Annotated in this window: 19 protein-coding genes; 12 read left to right on the top strand and 7 right to left on the bottom strand. The window is 60.5% G+C overall.

Annotation, left to right across the window (positions count from 1 at the left end; genetic code table 11):
- Positions 1-70 precede the first annotated feature (70 nt).
- From I6J28_RS04000 to I6J28_RS03980, 5 genes are all read left to right on the top strand, one after another.
- Positions 71-544: an inorganic diphosphatase gene (locus I6J28_RS04000; RefSeq protein WP_200435783.1), complete on the top strand. Its 474-nt coding sequence runs from the start codon at positions 71-73 to the stop codon at positions 542-544.
- Between the two features lie 254 nt (positions 545-798).
- A complete protein-coding gene (locus tag I6J28_RS03995; RefSeq protein ID WP_204610935.1) occupies positions 799-1,620 on the top strand; it encodes an endonuclease domain-containing protein in 822 nt (273 codons plus the stop codon).
- A gap of 52 nt (positions 1,621-1,672) precedes the next feature.
- A complete protein-coding gene (locus I6J28_RS03990; RefSeq protein WP_204610934.1) occupies positions 1,673-1,969 on the top strand; it encodes a rhodanese-like domain-containing protein in 297 nt (98 codons plus the stop codon).
- Between the two features lie 37 nt (positions 1,970-2,006).
- Positions 2,007-2,465, top strand: coding sequence for a MarR family winged helix-turn-helix transcriptional regulator (locus I6J28_RS03985; RefSeq protein WP_005325642.1), 459 nt, complete (start codon positions 2,007-2,009; stop codon positions 2,463-2,465).
- Complete coding sequence (locus I6J28_RS03980) at positions 2,466-6,389, top strand: Pls/PosA family non-ribosomal peptide synthetase (RefSeq protein WP_204610933.1); 3,924 nt, start codon at positions 2,466-2,468, stop codon at positions 6,387-6,389.
- 22 nt (positions 6,390-6,411) lie between these two features.
- On the opposite strand, the gene I6J28_RS03975 is transcribed toward I6J28_RS03980, so the two are convergent.
- The 7 genes from I6J28_RS03975 to I6J28_RS03950 form a co-directional block, all read right to left on the bottom strand.
- The gene (locus tag I6J28_RS03975) at positions 6,412-8,058 is read right to left on the bottom strand and encodes a metallophosphoesterase family protein (RefSeq protein ID WP_204610932.1); all 1,647 of its coding nucleotides are present in this window, start codon (positions 8,056-8,058) and stop codon (positions 6,412-6,414) included.
- Between the two features lie 106 nt (positions 8,059-8,164).
- Positions 8,165-9,313, bottom strand: a complete 1,149-nt coding sequence (locus I6J28_RS03970; RefSeq protein WP_204610930.1) for an alpha/beta hydrolase — start codon at positions 9,311-9,313, stop codon at positions 8,165-8,167.
- Positions 9,314-9,589: 276 nt separating this feature from the next.
- Complete coding sequence (ppk2, locus tag I6J28_RS03965; protein WP_023019951.1) at positions 9,590-10,489, bottom strand: polyphosphate kinase 2; 900 nt, start codon at positions 10,487-10,489, stop codon at positions 9,590-9,592.
- Positions 10,490-10,643: 154 nt separating this feature from the next.
- The gene (locus I6J28_RS11890) at positions 10,644-10,775 is read right to left on the bottom strand and encodes a hypothetical protein (protein WP_275431222.1); all 132 of its coding nucleotides are present in this window, start codon (positions 10,773-10,775) and stop codon (positions 10,644-10,646) included.
- Between the two features lie 72 nt (positions 10,776-10,847).
- Entirely contained in the window at positions 10,848-11,036 is a 189-nt protein-coding gene (locus I6J28_RS03960) for a hypothetical protein (RefSeq protein ID WP_204610929.1), read from the bottom strand.
- 673 nt (positions 11,037-11,709) lie between these two features.
- Positions 11,710-13,356 (bottom strand): chaperonin GroEL, encoded by a 1,647-nt coding sequence (groL, locus tag I6J28_RS03955; protein WP_086588229.1) that lies wholly within the window; start codon positions 13,354-13,356, stop codon positions 11,710-11,712.
- A gap of 232 nt (positions 13,357-13,588) precedes the next feature.
- A complete protein-coding gene (locus tag I6J28_RS03950; protein ID WP_204610928.1) occupies positions 13,589-15,559 on the bottom strand; it encodes an OPT family oligopeptide transporter in 1,971 nt (656 codons plus the stop codon).
- Between the two features lie 237 nt (positions 15,560-15,796).
- On the opposite strand from I6J28_RS03950, the gene I6J28_RS03945 reads away from it, so the two are divergent.
- The 7 genes from I6J28_RS03945 to I6J28_RS03915 all read left to right on the top strand — a co-directional run bounded on the left by I6J28_RS03945 (position 15,797) and on the right by I6J28_RS03915 (position 23,969).
- Positions 15,797-17,164 (top strand): dipeptidase, encoded by a 1,368-nt coding sequence (locus I6J28_RS03945; protein WP_204610927.1) that lies wholly within the window; start codon positions 15,797-15,799, stop codon positions 17,162-17,164.
- Between the two features lie 331 nt (positions 17,165-17,495).
- A complete protein-coding gene (locus tag I6J28_RS03940; protein WP_204610926.1) occupies positions 17,496-20,477 on the top strand; it encodes a Na+/H+ antiporter subunit A in 2,982 nt (993 codons plus the stop codon).
- Complete coding sequence (locus tag I6J28_RS03935) at positions 20,478-20,978, top strand: Na(+)/H(+) antiporter subunit C (protein ID WP_204610925.1); 501 nt, start codon at positions 20,478-20,480, stop codon at positions 20,976-20,978.
- The gene (locus I6J28_RS03930; RefSeq protein WP_204610924.1) at positions 20,971-22,797 is read left to right on the top strand and encodes a Na+/H+ antiporter subunit D; all 1,827 of its coding nucleotides are present in this window, start codon (positions 20,971-20,973) and stop codon (positions 22,795-22,797) included. Before I6J28_RS03935 ends, I6J28_RS03930 begins: the two co-directional genes overlap by 8 nt.
- A complete protein-coding gene (locus I6J28_RS03925; RefSeq protein WP_204610922.1) occupies positions 22,790-23,317 on the top strand; it encodes a Na+/H+ antiporter subunit E in 528 nt (175 codons plus the stop codon). Before I6J28_RS03930 ends, I6J28_RS03925 begins: the two co-directional genes overlap by 8 nt.
- Positions 23,317-23,592 carry a monovalent cation/H+ antiporter complex subunit F gene (locus I6J28_RS03920; RefSeq protein ID WP_005325614.1) on the top strand — a complete coding sequence of 92 codons (276 nt, stop codon included), beginning with the start codon at positions 23,317-23,319 and terminating at the stop codon, positions 23,590-23,592. Before I6J28_RS03925 ends, I6J28_RS03920 begins: the two co-directional genes overlap by 1 nt.
- Complete coding sequence (locus I6J28_RS03915; protein WP_179387013.1) at positions 23,589-23,969, top strand: monovalent cation/H(+) antiporter subunit G; 381 nt, start codon at positions 23,589-23,591, stop codon at positions 23,967-23,969. The genes I6J28_RS03920 and I6J28_RS03915 overlap by 4 nt, the downstream gene beginning before the upstream one ends.
- Positions 23,970-23,971: the final 2 nt, after the last annotated feature.

Genomic DNA, 23,971 nt, shown 5'->3' with positions numbered 1-23,971 from the left:
TAGCGCGAATCCGCAACGCGCTAGACTATGGGCAGTAATTGATACCCAATCCCCCATGGAGGACATCGCTGTGAGCGTTGAAGTAACCATTGAAATCCCGAAGGGCTCCCGCAACAAGTACGAGGTTGACCACGAGTCCGGCAAGGTCTACCTCGACCGTTACCTGTTCACCCCGATGGCTTACCCGGCTGACTACGGCTTCATCGACCACACCCTGGGCGAAGACGGCGACCCGCTCGACGCCCTGGTCATCCTGCCGGAGCCGGTCTTCCCGGGCGTAGTCGTTGAGGCCCGCATCGTCGGTGTCTTCAAGATGACCGACGAGGCCGGCGGCGACGACAAGCTGCTCGCCGTCATCGATGACCCGCGCTGGGAGCGCTACCAGGACATCAACGATGTCGAGCAGCACATCAAGGACGAAATCGAGCACTTCTTCGTCCACTACAAGGACCTGGAGCCGAACAAGGAAGTCACCGGCTCCGGCTGGGGCGACAAGGCCGAGGCAGAGAAGATCCTCGAAGAGGCTAAGGCTCGCTTCAAGTAAGACTTCCTTCTCCGGGCTCCCCTTAGGGCGTTTCGATCAAATAGCACCGCGAAAGCGGCGGTCTCCAAGGCCGTATTTGATCGAAACGCCCCTTTTTTGTCCCATTTCGCCCCTTTTTCGTCCTTCTTCGCATCCGCAAGCCGCTCCCCGCGACACCATCCCGCCCCCCGCAGTACAATTCGATCACATAGCAGGCCGAAACCACCGGCCTCGGGGGACCTAATTGATCGAAATGAACGCCTAGGGGTGGGCGCATGAGAATCTTCACCACGCGCAAGGCCGCGCACCGCGCTATCAACAACAAAGCCGTGAAAATCTGCCACGGCCTCTATACCGAAGGAAAGCCCTCGCCGCGCGAACTCGCGGAAATCGTCTCCCATCGCTGGCCCGATTCGGCGCTCGACGGCTACTCGTGCGCCCACCACTACCTCGGCCACGCTTTAAGTTTCCCACTCCACCTCCTGCGCGCGGGAATGATGGCCTCCAGCCCGTACTTCCGCAGCCGCCGCGCCCGGCCGAAAGCGCTTGGCCAGCTCAATGGAATTAACGTGTGCAATCCGCTGCAGGCCACAGAAATCATGGCGGAAGAAGACGCCGTTGCCTTCCTCGAGGCCTGCTTTGCCGGCCAGTACGGCGCCTCCCAGATGGAGGGCCACATGCTTGATTTCCAGCGCTTCCCGCAGCGCACCCGGCGCGTCCTGGAAACCACCATCCTCGGCGCTGATAGCGTCCCCGAGCGCAATCTCACCCGCGCGCTTCGGCCCCATGTCACCGTGCACAACAACAGGTACATTGGCCCTTACCGCTGGGATTTACTCTTAGAGGAGCACAAGCTGGCCATCGAGGTCGACGGCTACGCCTACCACCAGGGCGAGAACCGGCAGCGGTTCGAAATTGACCGCCAAAAGCTTAACGACGCCGTCCACAGAGGCTACAAACCTCTCCACTTCACCGCCGCCACAATCGAGCACCACCTCGACGTGGCCGTTGGCCAAGTCCTCGCGATAGTCCACGGAAAAGGCGACCTTGTGCAGCCACCGTGGCAGTGGCACCACTACTGGCGGTTCCAGCGCTAGCACGGGGCACGCGGAGCAGCATAAGGACCTATGCGTGACTAGGGTATGAGGCATGAGAAACGTTCAACCAACTGAAGTACCAGAAGGCGCTCAGCTCATTGATGTCCGCGAGAATGATGAGTGGGCGGTAGAGCGCGCAAAGGGCGCGACCCATATCCCGATGAGTGAGATTACGGGTCGCATCCAGGAAATCGACCCGGACAAGGATATTTACGTCATCTGCCACGCGGGCGGCCGCAGCATGCAGGTCTGCCAGTATCTGGAGCATGCGCTGGGCTGGGACACCATCAACGTCGATGGCGGCACGGATAACTGGAAGGCTGCCGGGCTCCCCATCGAGACGGATTAATTGGCCTTAACCAATCTTTTGGGATTATTATGATGGTATGGCTTCCACGAATAATTCTGTAATCCCAACTGCCCTGCTCGAATCCCCGTCGTTCCAGCTGGAGCGCCTCCGCCGCCGCACCCGCGATGGCGTCGAGGCCGCCCTGCAGACCAAGCAGACGACGCTGCGCGAGTACTGGGTCCTTACCTGCCTAGTAGACGCGGATGCCGCGTCGCAGTCCTACCTCTCCGAGACCCTGGCCATTGATGCCTCTGACATGGTGCGTCTTATCGACGCCCTCGAAGACCGCGGCTGGGCCAAGCGCGAGCGCGATCCGAAGGATCGCCGCCGCCAGATCGTCGCGTCCACCAAGAAGGGCGCGAAGGTCCACAAGGACCTGGCGGAGCTTGTTGCCACTGCCGAGGACGAGGCCTTGGATGAGTCCACCAATAAGCAGCTCAAGCACCTGCGAAAGTTGGCCAAGTCCATCATTGCCGCGGACGAGGACGAGGCATAAATGGCGGGCCCCGAATCGCTCGTCCTGCAGCAGTACCTTCTAGGTAGTGCGGCGCCGCGGCCCCGCACGCTGTGGGACATCATCACCACCACCGCGGAGATGCACCCAGATGCCGCCGCGCTGGACGACGGCGAAATCATCACCTACTCCGAGCTCATCCACGAAGTCGAGCTGTGGGCCACCGAGCTGCACGCCAATGGCGTGCGCCGGGGCGATCGCATCGGCATTCGGATGACCTCCGGCAAGCGCGAGCTCTACCTCGCCATTTTGGCGACCCTGGCGGCGGGCGCGGCCTACGTGCCTGTCGACGCCGATGACCCAGACGAGCGCGCCGAGATGGTCTTCGGCGAGGCTGATATCGATGGCGTCTTTACCGATGAAGGCTTCCGCTTCCTGCGCGACTCCGCGCGCTCGGACGCCCCCGACAGGTCCGCCGAGGAGCCGGCCGAGAACCCCAATGCTCCGCACCCAGAAGACACTGCGTGGATCATCTTCACCTCCGGTTCCACCGGCAAGCCGAAGGGCGTGGCCGTAAGCCACCGTTCCGCGGCCGCCTTCGTGGACGCCGAGGCCAGCCTCTTTTTGGTCAATCACCCGCACGGGCCGCTCGGCCCAGAGGATCGTGTGCTCGCCGGGCTGTCCGTCGCCTTCGATGCCTCCTGCGAGGAAATGTGGCTGGCCTGGGGCCACGGTGGCTGCTTGGTCCCGGCGCCGCGATCTCTGGTGCGCTCCGGCATGGACTTGGGCCCGTGGCTCATCCGCCGCGATATCACCGTCGTGTCCACCGTGCCTACCTTGGCGGGCCTGTGGCCGGCCGAGGCGCTGGATAATATCCGCCTGCTCATCGTCGGCGGCGAGGCCTGCTCGCAGGAGTTGGTGGACCGCCTGGCCACCGAGGACCGCGAGATGTGGAATACCTACGGCCCCACCGAGGCCACCGTCGTCGCCTGTGCGCAGCAAATGCTGCCGGGCCGGCCGGTGTCCATTGGCTTGCCGTTGAATGGGTGGGACCTGGTGGTCGTCGATAAGCAAGGCATGCCTGTGGAATTAGGCGGCGTCGGCGAGCTAGTGATCGGCGGCGTGGGACTGGCGTCCTACCTGGATCCGGCCAAGGACGCGGAGAAGTACGCCCCGCTGGAGTCGATGGGCTGGCAGCGTGCGTATCGCACCGGTGACCACGTGCGCCTGGAAGAAGATGGGCTGTACTTCGTCGGCCGCGTGGATGACCAGGTGAAAATTGGCGGGCGCCGCATCGAGCTCGGTGAGGTCGAAGCCAATGTCGCGGCCCTGGATAACGTCTATAACTCGGCCGTGGCCGTGCAAAAGACCCCCGGCGGCGAATCCGTCCTGGTGGGCTACGTTTCCCTCGAGGATGAGGCCAAGGGCTTCGATCACGAGGCCGCGCACGCCCGCTTGGCCGAAACCATGCCGGCCGCACTCGTCCCGCGCATCTGCGTCATGGAAGAACTGCCGGTGCGTACCTCCGGCAAGGTAGATAAGAAGGCCCTTCCGTGGCCGCTGCCGGGAGTGGGCGTGGAATCGACCACGCTGACCGAGACCGAGAAGTGGCTCGCGGAGCTGTGGGTCGAAACGCTCGGCGTGTCCGTGGAAGACGAGAACGCCGACTTTTTCTCGCTCGGCGGCACCTCGTTGGCGGCCGCGACCCTCGTGGGCCATATCAGGGAGCGCTACCCCACCGTGGCCGTGCGCGACCTCTACGACCACCCGCGCTTGGGCTCGCTGGCCGAGCTCATTGCAGGAGCCGAACCGCGCCCCGCGGCTGCCGATGCCCCCATGCGCGAGGTCGCCAAGGTCGGCTTCGGCACCCGCCTCGCCCAGACCCTGATTCAGATTCCCGTCATGACACTGGCCGCCTCCAGCTGGCTGGCCTGGCTCATGCTGGGTTCCACCGTGGCGGCATCGCTGGGCTTTGAGTGGGCCGCGGCCTATCCGTGGTGGCTGGTCATCGCTATGCTCATCGTCTTTGTCACCCCCGTCGGCCGCATCCCCATTGGCGGCTACGGTGCGCGTCTTATTACGGCCGGAATTAAGCCGGGCGATTACCCGCGCGGCGGTTCGACGCACCTGCGCATCTGGGCGGCCGAGCGCTGGGCTAATGCCTCCGGCGCGAGCTCCCTGGCCGGTGCCACGCGCGTGAATAACTACGCCCGCGCGCTCGGCGTCAAGGTCAAGCGCGGCGTGGACCTGCACTCCCTGCCGCCGGTGACCGGTCTGCTCACCTTGGGCAAACACGCCGCCATCGAGCCTGAGGTGGACCTCTCCGGCTACTGGCTGGACGGCGATATCCTGCATGTGGGTGCCATCGACGTCAAGGAAGGCGCTCGCGTGGGCGCGCGCTCCACGCTGCTGCCTGGCACCGTGGTGGGCAAGTATGCCCACGTGGAGGCCGGTTCCACCGTTACCGGCCGCAAGAAGATCAAGGACAGCCAGCGTTGGTCCGGCTCGCCTGCCCAAAAGGTGGGTCGCTCCAAGCACCGCTTCCCATCCCATACGCCCAAGCGCCGGCCGTGGTGGGTGGCCATTTATGACGCCACCTCCGTCCTGCTGGCCATCCAACCGGTTGTAGCGCTGGCGGTAGGCGCGGCCATCGTCTTGGCCCTCGTGCATTCCACGGGCGGCGATAGCTTTGTCGGTGCGATCTTCTTCGCGCCCGTTGGCGCGCTGGCGGCCTTTGCCACCTATATGCTGCAGACCTGGCTGGGCGTGCGCATTCTCTCGCTGGGCATTAGCCCGGGCGTAGCACCCGTGCGCTCGGCCAAGGGCTGGCGCCTGTGGGCCATCGAGCGCCTCATGGACGAGGCTCGCACCAAGCTCTTCCCGCTCTATGCCTCCCAGCTGACCCCAGCGTGGCTGCGCTCGCTCGGCGCGGAGATTGGCGCCAACGTGGAAATCTCCACCGCGGTCATGATCCCCAAGCTTACCGAGGTCAAAGAGGGCGCCTTCCTGGCCGATGACACCATGATCGGCGGCTACGAGCTCGGCGGCGGCTGGATGCGCACCGGCGAGACCAAGGTGGGCAAGCGCTCCTTCGTGGGCAACTCCGGCATCACCGCACCCGGCCGCAAGCTATCCAAGAACTCGCTGGTTGCCGTGCTTTCTTCTACCCCGAAGAAGACAAAGGCCGGCGCCAACTGGTGGGGTGCACCGCCAGAGCGCATGCGCCGCGTGACCGTAGAGGTGGACTCCCCCGCCAACTCGGGCGAGGCGCTGACCTATAACCCGGGCTTTGCCGTCAAGGCCGCCCGCGGTGTGGTGGAAACCATGCGCCTTTTGGCACCGATGTATTCTGCCATGCTGCTCGCGGCAACCCTCAGCGTCTACGACTCGCTTCTCGACGCCCTCGGCTTCCCCCTCACCTGGCTCCTCTCCGGCCTCGTGCTCATGGGCATGGGTGCGGTGGCCATGGCCGTTACCGTCGCTGTGAAGTGGATCTGCGTGGGCAAGCACCGCGCGGCCGACCACCCGCTGTGGTCCGCTTTTGTCTGGCTCAATGAGCTGCAGGATACCTTCGTGGAGGTCGTCGCCGCGCCGTGGTTCTTCCAGCACACCTACGGCTCCGGCGAGATCAACCTGGGGCTGCGCGCCCTCGGCGTGGAAATCGGCCGCGGTGCGTGGATCGATTCCTACTGGTTCCCGGAAACGGACCTCATCCGCGTCGGTGAGGCCGCCACCGTGGGCCCTGGCACGGTGGTGCAAACCCACCTTTTCCAGGACCGGGTGATGAGCCTAGATACCGTCACCGTAGAGGCCGGATCTACACTGGCCTCCCATTCAGTGGCACTGCCGGCCTCGCTCATTGGCAAGGCTTCTACCGTGGGTCCCGGCTCACTGGTCATGCGCGGCGACCGCGTGCCCACCAACGCCGTGTGGCAGGGCAACCCCATCGAGCCCTGGAAACGCTAGGCCGCCGGCAGGAAACTGCGCCCTACCGCGCGAAGTCCTGATACTTAATCATCTCGCCGGACTTAAAGTCCCAGGCCTCCACCCGGACGCGGTCAGCAAAGACCTTGACCCGCAGTCCAGTGGAGGCCTCTTCTTTTTCCTTGACGATTGTCTCGTCATTATCGCCATCCGGCAGGTACTCATTGAGGATGGCACCGGTGTTGACCACCGGGAAACCGGTGCGGCCGGCCTCGCCGGTGCCGTCGTAGCGGCGGGTTCCCCACCAGTTATTTTGGTGCAGCGAGGAATGGCTGTGGCTGCTAAACCACACGATGTTGTTGTACTTATTGACCACATTGGAAAGCGCCTCGAGGTCCTCAAAGTCATTCTGGTACCACGCCGAATGGGACATCGATACGGTCTGCGGCAGCAGCGGATGGCTGAAGACTAGCGCCGGTGTGCCCTTAGCATCCCAATACGCTAGGCGCTCATCTAGCCAATCGAGCTGCTCCTTGCTAAGGCGCTGGAACGGCTCCTTGCCGTGGCGCAGAATATCGGAATAAAACTCGGTATTTACCGAAATCAGCGGCACCCCATCCACCACTTCTTCCTTCCACGGCTTGTCCTGGCCGGAGTACTTCAGGAAGCGATCCAGGTAGGTCTTAGAGCCTTCCTTGCCATACATTTCGTGGTTGCCGATGGTCCACAATTCCTTGCCCGAATCGTGCGGCACCTCACTGTGCGCGGCCAAGAAATCATCCCACTGCTGCTGCGAGCCATCGTCCACGAGGTCGCCGTTGAGCACCAGCGCCCCGGCCTTATCCTCCATACCGTTCAACTGGCGGACCGCGTCTTTGTAGTCTTGGGGGTCGCCCTGGACGTCGGAAAGCACGTCCACGGTAGCCTGCGGCGAGCCTTGAAGCTCACCGAGCGGCTTGACGACGCCCACGTTATCCACCGCCCACCACCAGTCATCATTGCCGTTGTTGTAGCTGAAGCTGACCTGCATTGTCTTCGCGCCGGCCGGCACGTCCACGCCGATGGACTCGTGCTTGGAGAAGACATCCTTATCAAAGGCGGCGATTTCCTGAGCTTCCCCACCATCGAAGGAGACCGTCACCGTGGCATTTTGCCCGGCCTTACCCTGGCGGTAATGGTGGTCGAATTCCACATTCACTCGCTCCTGCCCCGCCACCGGGATGGCCGGGCTCTGTAGACCCGCGGTCATGGAATCGCCCTCAGCCAAACGCTGCTGCTTGTTGTCGATGATGGCGAAAGTGTCATGCGCCTGGGTGAAATAATGGCGCATATCGGTACCAGATGCCCAGGTCCAGTGGCGCATATCGCCAAAGGTCCAGCCCTTCCAGCGGGACTCGCCCGAGTCCACGCCCTGCACATCCGTGCTCCACCCCTCCGGCGCGCGGTGGGTAAACCATGCCGGGGTATCCACCCCGTCGAAGCTTTCCTGCCACAGCACCCGCGACTCAGCGCCTTCCCCCGGCTGCGCCTCGTCCCCAGCGGAGGAACCCTCGGACGAGCCCTGGGAAGACCCCCAGGAAGAGCCCAACGATGACCCCAAAGAAGAACCAAAGGAGGAACCTGGAAGCGAGGACTGGGCCGCCGCAACGGGCGCGCCTACCATTCCGGTGAGCGCCAGGACAGATGAGAAAGCACAGAGTTTATTTTTCATAATTCAATATCTATCTGATCTGGGCAACGAGGCGGTTACATATACGTAAACTCTTGGCAAGCACTGCATGCCTGCCAAGAGTTCTCGCTTTGTGTCCCGCGTGGATTTAGGCGTGGCGGTCCAGCCAGTCCACGACGGTGTCGAGGGCCTGATCGGCAGCCGGCTCATTGAAGACCTCGTGCTTCTGACCTTCCCAGGTCACATACTCCACGTCTTCGGAAGAGATGGAGTTGTACCAATCCTGGGAGAAATACGGCGGCACGATGCCATCCTTGGTGCCGTGCATGATGAGCGTCGGTGCGGTGAAGAGATCCGCATTGACGGCATCATAATTCGCGATTGCCGCCAGCTGCAGGGCGGTACCGGCGCTGGTCTTCTGTGCGATGAGCGGGCTCGAAGCATACTCGTCCTTGACCGCCTGGCTGGTGGAGACCCCATCCGTGAATGGGTTAGAAAGCTTGATGTTCTTGCTCCACTCCGGCGATTGTGCGCCGATTTCGGTGCGGTGCGGAATCAGGTTCTGCGCATAGTGCGCATTAAAGCTGGTGAGTTGGGCCAGCGGCAGGCGCTCAAAGATGGTGGGATCCAGCTTCTTCTGGGTCTCCGAAATATCATCCGGGGTGATATTCTTTCCGGCCACATTCCTGCCCGAAAGGTTCAGCGGCGCCCCGCCACCGTTGGTGATGATGCCATCAACCTTGCCCGGCTCGCGGATGCCATAGGCCTCCACGGTCAGCGAGCCCATCGAGTGGCCCAGCAGGAAGGTCTTTACTCCCTGATTTTCTTCCGTGGCCATGTCCACCACATGGTCGAAATCATCCAGGATGTACTGGAAGTTATCGATGTGCCCCAGTGGCACGCTGCCGCCCGCGGACTTTCCGTGCCCGCGGTGGTCTACACGGTAGACGTTGTAGCCCGCATCCAGCAGGCGCTTGGCGACGTAATCATATCGCCCCGAGTGTTCAGAGACACCGTGCGCAAGAACCACCGCACCGCGTGGGTTGGCCACCTTCTGCTTGCGGTAGTAGATCTTCACGCCCTGGCCGTGAGCGCTGTCGAAGTAGCCTTCCTCATCGGATACCTGCATTTCCGAGACAGTTGGGCGCCCCAATACATCTGGTTTCTGGTCTGCCGCGGGCGCAGGCGCCGGGGCTTCCTGAGCGATTGCCCCTGCTGTGAGCGTGCCAGATACCGCGACTGGTGCCGCCAGTACTGCTGCCGCCGTCAGGCAAGCGGTTACGTGCTTCTTCATCATCACTGTCTCCTCGTGGTGCTGTAGGTCATATCTTTGCGTTAGATGAGATTGAGATAACAGTAATGCTAAATATCCTGAGACGGATACCACAAATAGTTTTCGACAATGTTACCTACGGTTCCGTAACATAACCGCACGGAAATAGCCCATTAAAATCCCCTAATTTCCGCGAAACTATTCCTCCCTATTTACCCCCTTTTGGTACCCCTAAAACAAAAAGCGGGAAACCCGGGCTTACCGAGTTCCCCGCCTAAAGGGCGGCTAATTTAGCTCAACCTAGTCACCAATCTGGTCGCGACCACGCTTGACGATGTTCTCATCGACCTCGCCCACTAGCTCGTGGTCCTTGTTCGTGTACTCGAACTTGGACAGCACATAGCGCATGGCGTTAATACGGGCGCGCTTTTTGTCGTTGGACTTAATGGTGATCCACGGCGACTCTTCCGTATCCGTGTAGCGGAACTGCTCTTCCTTTGCGCGGGTGTAGTCATCCCACTTATCCAGCGAAGCCAAGTCCATCGGGGACAGCTTCCACTGGCGCACCGGGTCGATCTGGCGGATAGCGAAGCGGGTGCGCTGCTCCTTACGGGTAACAGAGAACCACAGCTTGGTCAGAGAGATTCCCGAGCCAAGAATCATGTTCTCCAGCATCGGAACCTCACGGAGGAACTCCGCGTGCTGGCTTTCGGTACAAAAGCCCATAACGCGCTCCACACCGGAGCGGTTGTACCAAGAGCGGTCAAAGAAGACGATCTCGCCACCGGCCGGGAAGTGTTCAATATAGCGCTGGAAGTACCAGGAGGTGGACTCACGCGGCGACGGCTTCTCCAGAGCGACAGTGCGAGCGCCACGCGGGTTCAGGTGCTCGTTAAAGCGCTTAATGGTGCCACCCTTGCCGGCCGCGTCGCGACCCTCAAAGATAATGATGTGGCGCTGGCCAGTCTCCTTGGTCCAGTTCTGCCACTTCAGCAGCTCAATCTGCAGAGCACGCTTCACAGACTCGTACTCATCGCGAGTCATACGCTCATCGTAGGGGTAATTTTCCCGCCAAGTCTGAACCGGGGAACCATCCGGCATGATCAGCGAAGGATCATCCTCATCGGTTCCATCGACGACGTAGCCGTCAGTTTTTGCCAGGTCAATCTCGGGAAGGTCGTCGTCTTTAATATCAGCCATGCATTTAGTGTAACCCGAATGTAGGCATCAAGCGCGCTAAATTTTCGCAGTTACCCCTGCCCCCCAATTGAGCAATAAAACAAAAAGAAGGCCTACCGATTCGGTAGGCCTTCCTTCTTCAGCGAGCGTTAAAGCTCAGAACTGAAGGATATTCTTATGCGAACATGCCGAGCAGCTTGGAAGCGCCCTTAGCAATCTGAACGAGCGGATCGATCAGGGTTGCGTAGATGTTCAGGTCGTTTGCGAACGCGGAAGAACCGGTTGCGAATTCAATGAAGCCGTCCATTTTATCTCCTTAGGACTAGTATTTGAAGATTGAAGAACAGAACCTAAAAGGCCCCGATGAGAAGTGAATGAATTACTTGTTCTCAGCAATCAGGGAAGAGGTGGCTGGGAAGAAGTCAGATGCCTCAGGCTCGGAGGACAGGAAGCCGAAGATATTGATGGTGTTCTGGAAGAAGGAACCAACGTTGCCCAGGATCTTGCCCCAGCCTTCCCAGGTGTCAACGAAGTTGTCGAGGTGGGTGATAACGTTAGAGAGATCCATATTTGAACTCCTAAAATAGAAATAGATCCGAAGCTTTTGCCGCGGAGGGGTTTGCAGTTTGCAGACACCCTCAGTGGGCGTCACATGATTTATTTTGGCACAAGTTTGGACGAAATCAAGTCAAATTCGCATGAACGTTCCGACACACTGGCAACTTGATAAGGATGGGGTTATAAGTTATGACAGTCATTAAAAACTTTTTACCCCAACTCAAAGTCCACTGAACTGGGCTTTTTCACCACGCTCCAAATAGGTAGGCGAATTAAACCTTAACACTGTAACGCTTTTCCGTGTAACGAACGATAGACAGGCCTTAAACTCCATCTCTGGGAGCGAAAAACTTTTATAAATTTCTGCCCTTCAATTACCCCTATACGGGGTCACTGGGACGCATGGTTCAGGTGTTAAAAGCTGTGGCGGTAATTGTTAAGCCCTCAACCGCGATAAAGTTCCGGGGTGTTCATTATCCCGCAGGCCAAATCGAAATCAGCTATGACGAGCATCTTCTGAGGGCTTTCCCGTAGAGACGAGGCGCCGCTGTATCGCACCAATTAAGCAGAATGATGCAGACACGCCGAAGCGCCCCGCTTCATGCGCTCAAAAGCACAGAAACGGGGCGCTCGGAAGGGACTAGAGGGCTCTAAAAATTGCCCTAATACCTCCCTTTCGGGACTTAGAATCCCATGCCGCCCATGGCGTCAGCGTCCGGCATACCGTTGTTGGCGCCGGCCGGCTCAGGCTTGTCGGCAACGACAGCCTCGGTGGTCAGGAACAGAGCTGCAATGGATGCAGCGTTCTGCAGAGCGGAGCGGGTGACCTTAACCGGGTCATTGATGCCAGCCTCCATGAGGTTGACGTACTCACCGGTAGCAGCGTTAAGACCCTCGCCTGCTGGCAGGGAGGCAACCTTGTCAGCAACAACGCCTGGCTCGAGGCCAGCGTTGTGTGCAATCTGCTTCAGCGGTGCAGACAGTGCCTCGCGGACGATCTTGACGCCGGTAGCCTCGTCGCCCTTGAGGTCATCCAGGGAATCCAGGACAGAAGCAGCCTGCAGCAGCGCTACGCCGCCGCCGGCAACGATGCCTTCTTCCACGGCAGCCTTTGCGTTGCGGACTGCGTCCTCGATGCGGTGCTTGCGCTCCTTGAGCTCAACCTCGGTAGCGGCGCCGACCTTGAGGACGGCAACGCCGCCGGAGAGCTTAGCCAGGCGCTCCTGCAGCTTCTCGCGGTCGTAGTCGGAATCGGAGCTTTCGATCTCGGCACGAATCTGCTTGATGCGGCCGTCGATCTGCTCTTGGGAGCCAGCACCCTGAACGATGGTGGTCTCGTCCTTGGTGACGACAACCTTGCGGGCCTGGCCCAGGTACTCGAGCTCGGCGGTCTCGAGGGAGAGGCCGACCTCTTCGGAGATGACCTGGCCGCCGGTGAGGATAGCCATGTCCTGCAGGGTGGCCTTGCGGCGGTCGCCGAAGCCCGGTGCCTTAACCGCAACGGACTTGAAGGTGCCGCGGATCTTGTTCACAACGAGGGTGGACAGGGCCTCGCCCTCAACGTCCTCAGCGATGATGAGCAGCGGCTTGCCGGACTGCATAACCTTCTCCAGCAGCGGAACCAGGTCCTTGATGTTGGAGATCTTGGAGGAAACCAGCAGGATGTATGGATCCTCGAGGACGGCCTCCTGGCGCTCCATATCGGTAGCGAAGTAGCCGGAGATGTAGCCCTTATCAAAGCGCATGCCCTCAGTTACCTCAAGGTCAACACCGAAGGTATTGGACTCTTCCACGGTGATAACGGAGTCCTTGTTTACGGAGCCGTTGCCCACGGTGTACATAGCCTCGGCGATCTTCTCGCCGATGGCCGGGTCAGCAGCGGAAATGCCAGCGGTGGTAGCGATCTGCTCCTGGGTTTCTACTTCCTTGGCGGAAGACAGCAGGGAGTCCACGACCTTCTTGGTTGCGGTCTCGATGCCGCGCTTGATGCCCATTGGGTTGGAACCTGCGGCTACGTTGCGCAGACCCTCGCGTACCAGAGCCTGTGCCAGCACGGTTGCGGTGGTGGTGCCGTCGCCAGCGACGTCATCGGTCTTCTTGGCAACTTCCTTGACCAGCTCAGCGCCGATCTTCTCGTAAGCATCCTCGAGCTCGATTTCGCGAGCGATGGAAACACCGTCGTTGGTAATGGTCGGGGCACCCCAGGACTTTTCCAGGACGACGTTGCGGCCCTTGGGGCCGAGGGTGACCTTGACGGCGTCGGCAAGCGTGTTGAGGCCGCGCTCGAGGCCGCGGCGGGCCTCTTCATCAAAAGCGATAATCTTTGCCATTGTGTTTGTGCTCCTTGGTTTATTGAGGACGACACTCACGTCTTTCTCGCTGCGGACGCCCGCGACGGCATGGCTGGTGAGTGTGAACCAACCTCAACCACAACGATGTAGATTTATCTGGCACTCATACTGTGCGAGTGCTAACGACCATTCTGGCACTCTCCTACCGCGACTGCAAGAAAAAATGGCGCCCCCGCGAAGGGACGCCATTATATAAGGAATGGATCAGAAACTAGGAGCTCTTCACCGTGCGCTTAGTCCAGCGGTAGATGAACGTCAGCGCGACAATAAAGAGGATCACGCCCACCACGGTGGCGGAGGCACCACCCTCGAAGATCTCTAGCGGGCTCTCGCCGCCAGCGGCGGCAATGATACCGGCGTTGACCACGCCAAAGAGGGACTCGCCCACGATCAGGCCGGTGGCCAGGAGGGTACCCATACGCTTGGCAAACTCTGGGTGGGATTGCTTCGCGGCCCACTTGTCATAGAAGGTGCCCAAGATGGCGCCAATTGGAATGACGATAGTCAGGGCGGCTGGTAGGTACATACCCATGCCGGCGGCCAGCGGGGACAGCGAGTACTTATCGGTGAACTTGCGCAGGAGCTCGTCAATAATAATGAGGACAGCGCCAATGGCCATACCGATAAAGATGAGGTTCCAGTCCAACGAGCTATCGAAGATGCCGGAGGCAACGGAGGACATCAGGGCGGCCTGCGGGGCGGCCAAGGCGTCTTCACCGGCGCTTTCCATGCCTTGGAAGCCGAAGCCATTGAGCATGACCTGCAGAATCGGCGGGATGACCAGGGAGCCGAAGACCACGCCGATGATGAGCGCTACTTGCTGCTTCCACGGAGTAGCGCCGACGAGCTGACCGGTCTTGAGGTCCTGCAGGTTGTCATTGGAAATGGTGGCAATGCCAAAAACAATGGCCGCGGTGAAGAGCGTATAGGCCACCAAAGACAAAGGATCCGCAGTGGTGCCGCGGGTGACAGCCGCGATGAGCAGCGAGGCGGCGAGCACGGCGATGATGCCGATGGAGGAAATTGGCGAGTTAGACGCGCCAATCAGGCCGGCCATGTAGCCGCACACGGAGGCGATAATCAGGCCCACCAGCAGGGTAAAGAGGACAGAGACGGTGATGAGCACGGCCATGTGGTCGTGAATATCGGTACCACGCACGAAGTCCCACAACAGCAGCGCGATAGGCACCATGAACGCCACGATGGTGGTGGCGACATAGGGGAAGGGAATATCGCGCTCGGTGACGTCCACAGCGGAGCCGGACTTGCGGGCGCGCGAGGAGGCCAGGGACTGGCGGATGCCCACAGCAATGGGAGCGGCGATCTTCAACAGGGTCCAAATGGCAGCAATGGCCATGGTGCCCACACCGATGAAGCGGATGTCATCGGAGAAGGTGGTATCGACGACGTCGGCAAGCGCGGTGGCGCCCGTAATATCGCCGGTGGTGAAAATGGGCAGCAAAATGAAGTAGGAAATCACCACGCCAACCAGCATGGCAATGCCTACCGGCAGGCCCACCATGTGGCCCACGCCGATAAGCGCGGTGGACAGGCTGGTACCCAGGGTGGTCGCGCCGGCGCCGAGCTTGAAATAGGCGGTGACCTCGGAGGCGGCGGCTTTCATTGCGGTCAGCAGCGCCATGACGGCCGAGGTAATGCCGCCGGCGACGATGACGCGCAGGCCCTTGGCGTTTTCTTCTTGGCTGGTGCCGGACGCATTCTCATCACCCACCTTGAGGACCTCGGCCGCGGCCACGCCCTCCGGGTAGGGCAAATCGGAGCCGGTGACCAAAGCACGGCGCAGCGGGATGGAATACATCACGCCCAGCACGCCGCCGATGATGCACACGCCCGCCGTCTGCACGAAGCCAAAGCCCTGCCAGTACCCCACCATCACCAGGCCCGGGAGGACAAAGATGATGGCGGACAAGGTGCCTGCGGCAGAGGCGATGGTCTGCACGATGTTGTTTTCTTTAATGTTGTGGCCCTTGAACCGGCGCAGCACCGCCATGGAAATCACGGCGGCCGGGATGGAGGTAGCAAAGGTCAGGCCCACCTTCAGGCCTAAGTACACGTTGGCGGCGGTGAAGATGAGGGTAATCAGGCCACCGATAATGATGCCGCGCAGCGTCAGCTCGGGCAGGGAGGCCTTGGAACCTGCGGCGGATGATGCGTTCGCCATGCCAGGTCCTTTCTATTCTCGGCTATGAAAATTTCTTATTTCACCCACGCAGCGGGCTACAACGGATTGCAGCCCGCTACGTCCGTTTCTATCTGTTTGGTACCGGTTGCTTTCCCGCTTTGAGTCCGAACGGACAGAATCCGCACAGGGTGGAATGAAAAAATTTTAGTTCACCACCCCAGCGTTTTCCTATTCCGGTTGCTCTATAGCTTGGGGCGGGCGGGTACCGTAGAGAACATGACTGCACTTAATGAAAGCATTCGCAACGATCGCGAGACCATTTTCCGCCAGCTCAGCGAGCTCGTGGCCTTTAACTCCGTCCACGACGAGGCAGGTTTGGAAGACCAGACTAAGGGCGCAAGCCAGTGGGTTAAGTCCGCACTGGAAGAGGCTGGAGTGAGCGTGGAAACCATCACCACGGCCGATGGCTCCACCGCCATCTTGGGTGAGCGCAAGGGCGATGAGGGCGCCAAGACGGTACTGCTGTACTCCCACTATGACGTGGTGCCGGCCGGTAACCGCGAGGCTTGGGAATCCGATCCGTTCACCCTGACCGAGCGCGCGGCCGCCGATGGCTCCACCCGCTGGTACGGCCGCGGCGCCGCCGATTGCAAGGGCAATGTGGCCATGCACTTAGCCGCCCTGCGCGCGGTGGACAATAACGGCGGCACCAAGGTGAACCTGAAGTACCTCATCGAGGGCTCTGAGGAGCGCGGCGGCGAGGGCTTGTCCCAGCTCATCAAGGATCGCCCGGAGCTTTTTGCTGCCGACGCCATCCTCATCGCCGATGCCGGCAACGCCGCTGTGGGCCAGCCGACCTTGACCACGTCCCTTCGTGGCGGCGCGCAGATTGGCGTGCAGGTCGATACCTTGGCCTCCGCCGTGCACTCCGGCCAGTTTGGCGGCGCGGCACCGGATGCCGCCAAGGCGCTAATGCGCGCCATCGACTCCCTGTCCGATGAGTACGGCCGCACCGTTATTGACGGCGTAGATACCACCGCCGAGTGGTCCGGCCAGGAGTACCCGGCCGAAGCCTTCCGTGCCGATGCGCAGCTGCTGGAGGGCACCAAGATCATGGGTGAAGACGACCCGGCCGGCGCCACTCCGGTGGCCAACATGGTCTGGTCCCGCCCGGCCATTACCGTGACCGGCTTTACCTCCACCCCGGTGTCAGAGGCCGTCAACGCCGTACCTGCCACCGCTTCCGCGCAGCTCAACCTGCGCGTTCCGGCCGGCGCCGATGCCGCTGCGATTGCCGACGCCGTCTGTGACCATCTCCGCGCCCACACCCCATGGGGCGCCCACGTTAAGGCCGAGGTGCTCGAGGCCAATGCCGGTTTTTCCACCGATCCGGAAAAGCCCGCCGCTGCCCTACTGGGCGAGTGCCTCACCGAGGCCTACGGCACGGATACTGCCGCACAAGGCATGGGCGGCTCCATTCCGCTGACCACCGAGCTGCAGGAAGCTCACCCGAACGCGGAAATCGCCCTCTACGGCGTGGAGGAGCCAAAATGCACCATCCACTCGGCCAATGAGTCCGTCGACCCCACCGAGATCGAAAACATCGCCGCCGCGGAAGCGCTCTTCTTGCAGCGCTACGCCTAAGGTTAAAACCCTAGGTCCAGCTTGGGCTCTGCCTGCCGCCACGATTGATGCGGCTTACCCCGCACTCTGGGTGCGGGGTTTCTTTATGCCGCGAAATGGCCCCATATAATACAGCGCATAAAAATAATCCTTTCGAAGCCGTAGAAAAACCGGTAAAGTGGCAGAAAGTTGGCCCCGCGCTCGGCCATGTTGCTTGCATCGTGCCGCCGCAGCGTACTCAACAGCGCGCGGCACGTGAATGTTCTCGCCTCTCAGCAGTTGTGGTGTTTGTGGTGTTCGCGGCAGCGGGGCAGGAGAACTTGACACAACCATAAGGAGCGCAGAAACCAACGTGCTATTACTTCTGGGTGCTCTCATCGCCGCGACCGTGGCCGCACCGTTACTCATCATGCGGATGGGGCGCCCGGCATTTGGAATTTTGGCACTGGTCCCCGGCGCAGGCTTCGTGTGGACTCTCGTGCATTTCCTGCGCGGCACCTTCACAGATGGCGGCGCGGTCGAACACACCGTGGAATGGATGCCGTCCGCCAACCTGAGTTTTAGTCTCCGCTTGGACGGACTAGGCGCGCTATTTAGCCTCATCATCTTGGGCATGGGCGCGTTGGTATTGGTCTACTGCTGGGGCTATTTCGACGGCACGCGGCGCCGCCTGGCCATGTTCGCGGCGCAAATGGTGGGCTTTGCCACCGCCATGTTTGGTCTAGTGGCCGCGGACAATTTCCTGCTCATGTACGTGTTCTGGGAGATTACCTCCCTGCTGTCTTATCTCTTGGTTAGCTACTATGCGGAACGAGCCTCCTCCCGCCGCGCGGCACAGCAGGCGCTGATGGTCACCGCTCTGGGCGGGCTAACCATGCTCATGGGCATTATCTTGCTCGGGCGGCAAACTGGGGCGTGGACCTTTAGTGATATCTCCGCCTATGAGAACTTTGCGCAAACACCCTATGTCACGGTGGCCATCGTGCTCATCTTGGCGGGCGCGCTGACAAAGTCCGCAATCGTACCGGCGCACTTTTGGCTCCCCGGAGCGATGGCGGCCCCGACTCCAGTCTCCGCTTATCTCCACTCCGCCGCGATGGTTAAGGCCGGCATCTACCTAATCGGGCGCCTGGCGCCCTCAATGTATGAGGTGGCCACCTGGCACGTGGTGGTTATCTCCCTAGGCGTATTTACCATGCTGCTCGGCGGCTGGATGGCGCTCAAGCAGCGCGACCTGAAGCTGATTTTGGCTTATGGCACCGTCTCCCAGCTAGGGTTTATCACCTCCATCATGGCCGTAGGCTCGCGGGAAGCCATGCAGGCTGGTCTCGCGCTGACCTTTGCACACTCGCTATTTAAGGCGGCGCTTTTTATGGTCGTCGGAGCTATCGATCACTGCTCGGGCACGAGGGATATCACCAAGCTATCCGGCTTGGGGCGCAAAGAACCCTTCCTTTTCGGTATTGCGATCATTTCCGGGTTCTCCATGGCCGGCGTCCCACCACTGTTTGGCTTCGTGGCTAAAGAGGCCGTGCTGGAAGCCACCATGCACGAGGAACTTTTGGCCGGCATGCCGCGCAATATGATGCTTGTGGCCTATGTCCTCGGTTCTATCCTCACGATGGCCTATACGCTGCGCTTTTTGTGGGGTGCCTTTGCCACCAAGAAGGAGGTCAATGGAACGGAGCCCGCAGAGGCCGTCGCCAAGATGCATCCGGTCAACCTAGGGCTATGGCTCTCCCCTGTCTTACTTACCGTCCTGACAGTGGTACTTGGCGTATTCCCCAAGCCGCTTTCGGCGGCCTTTGACCAACACCTCAATTCCACCTTCGGCCCGAAGGAACATAGCGAGCTAGCCCTGTGGCATGGCTTGACGGTAGCGCTGGGCCTCTCCGCACTCATTATTGTGGCCGGTATTATTATGCACTGGCAACGCCAGGTCCTGGTCAAGTGGCAATTCTCCTACCCCGCGCTGGGCAATGCGGATGACGCCTATGATTCAGTCATCGCTCTTTTGCGGCAGCTCTCGCTGCGCACGACGGCAACCACGCAGCGCGGCTCCCTGCAGCTGAACTTGACGGTTATCTTTGCCACATTGATGCTGCTGCCACTGGCTATGATCATCAAGGGCGATCTCACCGATATCCGCATGATTGTGGCGGAAAATCCTTGGCAGATCGTCGCTGCCTTCATCATCATGGTGGCCGCCGTAGCCGCCACGGTAACCGATAATCGTTTATCAGCCGTGATCATCGTCGGGGTGACTGGCTATACCCTCGCCTTCATCTTCGCTCTGCACGGTGCGCCGGACTTGGCGCTTACCCAGCTGCTGACGGAGACCATAGTCATGGTTCTTTTCATGCTGGTGCTGCGCCGCATGCCGGCCTCCACCGAGTGGAAGCAGGATCCCAAGATGGGGCGCCTGCGCGCGTGGCTTTCCGTGGGCACGGGCCTTACCGTCACCGTGGTGGCGATGTTTGCTATTAACGCACGTCAGTCTAAGCCCATCTCCGAGTTCATGCCGGATCTGGCCAAAGAGATTGGACACGGCGCCAATGCTGTCAACGTCTTGCTAGTGGACTTGCGCGCCTGGGATACCTTTGGCGAAATCACGGTGATCATTATCGCCGCACTGGGCGTGGTCTCTCTGATTTATCGCACCCAATCCTTCGGCCGCGAAAGTCGCCGTCCCACCCTGCGGGTTACCGGCCGGCGGTGGCTGGCCGCCGGGGTGGAATCAGAGCAGGCGCTCAACCGCTCGCTGATGATCGATGTCTCCACGCGCGTGCTCTTTCCGTCCATGGTCGCACTGTCCTTCTACTTCTTCTTCGCCGGCCACAATGCCCCTGGCGGCGGCTTTGCCGGCGGCCTCGTCGCAGCGCTAGCGCTCATCTTGCGCTACCTGGCTGGTGGGCGCGCGGAGCTGGAAGAAACCCTGCCTATTGATGCCGGCCGCACCATGGGCACCGGTCTCTTGCTGTCCGCACTGGCCACGGTGACCCCGATGTTCTTTGGACACCCGCCGCTTACCAGCGGATACACCTCGCCGGAGATTCCGCTCATCGGCAAGGTTTCACTGCCTTCAGCGTTGGTCTTTGACGCAGGTGTCTACCTCATCGTCGTGGGGCTCACGCTCTATATCTTGAATTCGTTGGGTGCCAAGCTGGACGAGGAAGAGGATATGCGTAAGCAACGTGCCCGTGATCGCGCCCGCTCGCTGGCCCGGCAGCAACGCCAACGCACCGCCAAGCAAAAGGCACAACGGGCCCAGCGCAAGGAAAAGAAACAAGCCGCTACAGCAAGCACAACCGCCACCACAGGGAAGGAGAAATAAATGGAAGCCAACCTCTTCCTCCTCTTGGCCGCCGGTGTGCTCGTAGCCGCGGGCGTCTACCTACTCCTGGACCGCGCCATGACCAAAATGCTGCTTGGACTGTTGCTTTTGGGCAATGGCGCTAACCTCTTCTTGCTGCAGTCCGGCGGTTCGGCCGGTTCCCCGCCTATCGATGGCCGCGACTCGGAACCTTTCGGCGCCGAGATTGCGGACCCGCTGGCGCAGGCAATGATTCTGACCGCCATCGTCATTTCCATGGCGTTGACCGCTTTCATCCTCACCTTGGCATACCGGCAGTACCGCTACCGTACAGACGATGTCATTGAAGATGACGCGGAAGATACCGCAATTGCCGCCAAGGCCGCACGCCCCGGCAATGCGGCCGCCAGCCCGGACCACGATGCGTCCAATGATCCGACTACGGGCCGCGCCACCAAGCAAGGCGATAATTTCGGTCCCGTATCTTTCGAGGAACCAGTAAAGGGAGCCCACGATGAGTGAGACCGTACAGCCGCTTGTCGATGTCCTCTTTCCCTACATCGGCTACCTCATTCCGCTGCCGATTATCATCCCCGCAGTGGCCGCAGCCCTCGCATTGATTTTTGGCCGCATTCCTAATGCGCAGCGCCAGATCGTATTTTTCTCACTGCTTATTACCGCCGTGGTCAATGCCTTACTCATCCTCATCGCGGATTTTGAAGGCATCCAAACCCTGCAGATAGGAGGTTGGGACGCCCCGGTGGGCATCACGCTCGTGGCGGATCGCCTATCTGCGGTCATGCTCTTTACTTCCTCCGTAGTGCTGTTTTCTGTCATTTGGTACGCCATTTCCCAGGGCGTGCGCGATGGCACCAAGGACGAGCCGGTGGCCGTATTCCTGCCCACCTACATGCTGCTGACCATGGGCGTTAATATCTCCTTTTTGGCCGGCGATCTCTTCAACCTCTACGTGGGATTCGAGGTCTTCCTCGTGGCGTCCTATGTGCTGTTGACCCTAGGCGCCTCGGCCGGTCGAGTTCGCGCCGGCGTGGGCTACGTGATGGTGTCCATGGCTTCGTCGATGATCTTCTTGCTCGCGTTGGGGTATGTGTATTCCTCCGTGGGCACGATGAACATGGCCCAGATCGGCCAGCGCATGCAGGATATTCCAGAAGGAACTCGTACCGCCATCTTTGCCACGCTGCTCATCGCCTTTGGCATTAAAGCCGCCGTGGTGCCGCTGGATGCCTGGCTGCCGGACTCCTATCCCACGGCCCCTTCGCTAGTCACGGCCGTATTCGCCGGCCTGCTGACCAAGGTCGGTGTCTACGCCATCATCCGCGCCCGCACCTCGGTCTTCACCGCCGGTGGGCTCGATACCGTGCTCATGTGGGTCGCCCTCGCCACGATGCTGGTGGGCATCCTAGGCGCGATTGCGCAGTCCGATATTAAGCGCCTTTTATCCTTTACCCTGGTTAGCCACATTGGCTACATGATTTTCGGAGTCTCCCTCGGCACCGCCCAGGGCCTGTCCGGCGCCATTTTCTACGCCGTGCACCACATTCTGGTCCAAACAGCGCTATTCCTTGTGGTCGGACTGGTTGAGCGCCAAGCCGGCACCTCGTCGCTGCGCCGCTTGGGCTCGCTAATGTATTCTGCTCCGCTCATCGGAATCTTGTATTTCATCCCGGCCATTAACCTGGGTGGTATCCCACCGTTCTCCGGTTTCTTGGGCAAGGTCATCCTGCTGCAAGCCGGTGCGAATGAAGGCTCCTGGATGGCGTGGGTACTCATCGTCGGTGCCGTAGTCACCTCGCTGCTGACCCTCTACGTCATGATGCTGGTGTGGGCCAAGGGCTTTCAACGCGACCGCGCCGATGCCCCAGAAGGCAACGTAGCACTCGCCCGCCCGGCCCCGCTTTCCGATATCACCGATGAGGTGGAATTTTCCTCCCGCCAGGATGTAGGCAGGGTGCCCTTTGGCATGATTGCTTCTACTACCCTGCTGGTGGCAGCGTCTACGTCCATTACTTTCTTGGCCGGACCGATTTCCGGTATCACCTCACGCGCGGCCGAATCCGCGCAGGATACGTCCATCTACCAGTACGCGGTGTTGGGCGACCGCGCGGATGATCCCACCCGCCACCTCAACCAGAAGGAGCGCTATACCGGCGGCGCGGACTCCTATGAAAATCGCCGCAACCCCTCCCCTGAGGCGGAGCCCCCGGCCTCACCGGACTTAGATGCCCGCACCGACCCAGAAGCCGGTGGCCGCGATTCGCATTCCACGGATGTAAAGTCCCCGGACGCCGCCAAGAGGAAGGATATTAGCGATGACTAACATGCGCTTTTCCGGTCTGCGCCACCGCTTCCGCCCGTGGTTCATCGTCTGGCTGGTAGTCATGTGGTGCATGCTCATGGGCGAGGTCACCGTGGGCAACCTGGTGGCAGGGCTTATCATCGGCGTCGTCATTGTCTTTGCCCTGCCGCTGCCAGCCATGCCTATCACCGGCATCGACGTCTCTTGGGGCAAGCTCATTGTGTTCATGCTCCGCTGGTTCTGGGAGTTGTTCTACGCCTCGCTCAAGGTGGGCTGGCTGGCCGTGCGCCCGCAGCCGGTGCCCAAGACCGCCATCTTGGAGCTGCCCATGCGCTTGGATAATGAGTTCGTACTCTCCCTGGCCGTAACGCTGTATAACCTGCAGCCAGGCGGCACGGTGACCGATATCGACATTGCCAACCGCATGATTACCGTCCATATCTTAGACGCCCGCGATGAGGCCCAGATTCAGCGCGAAATCGGTGCCGTGGCCCACCTTGAGGCCTCATTCATCGACATCTTTGAAAGGAGCCACCCCTAATGGATCCGCAGATCTATAACGCGATTTTGCTGGTGGCCGCCGCGCTGCTGGTGGTCTCCTTCCTCATCACCGTCTGGCGTATTGTCACCGGCCCCAATTCGCTGGACCGCTTGGTGGGCATGGATGGCTTTACCGCGATGTTCCAGTGCGCGCTGGCTACCTATATGTGCTGGTCACTTAATACGACCGTGGTCTCAGCCATGCTGGTCATTGCGCTGCTGGGATTCATCTCCACCGTGTCCGTCACTAGGTTTAGGAAGAGGGATAGCCAATGAGCTGGTCCTTTATTGCAGATGTACTCTCGCTCATCCTCATTATTGGCGGCAGCGTCCTCACCTTGGCCGCAGCCATCGGCATCGCTCGGTTCAAGGACACGATGTCTCGTGTACACGCGGTAAGCAAGCCACAAACCACAGGGCTTATCCTCACCATCCTCGGCGCCATCATCCGCATCACTGGCGCGGAATCCTTCAGCGTAGCCGAGCGCGGGGATTTAGGAATACTCGTTTTGCTGGTACTGTTTGCCATGTTCACTAGCCCGGTAACCGCGCAGCGCACCTCACGTATTGCACGCCGTGAGGGTCTGTACGGCACCGAGGAATCCATGTCCCGCAACGACCGACCCGCCGCGAAGTCGCTGCGCCGCAAGTAGGA

This window comes from Corynebacterium tuberculostearicum (genome assembly GCF_016894265.1).
GTDB lineage: Bacteria > Actinomycetota > Actinomycetes > Mycobacteriales > Mycobacteriaceae > Corynebacterium > Corynebacterium tuberculostearicum_D.
Note: the sequence above shows the minus strand (reverse complement) of the source record. Positions and strands in the feature narration are given on the sequence as shown.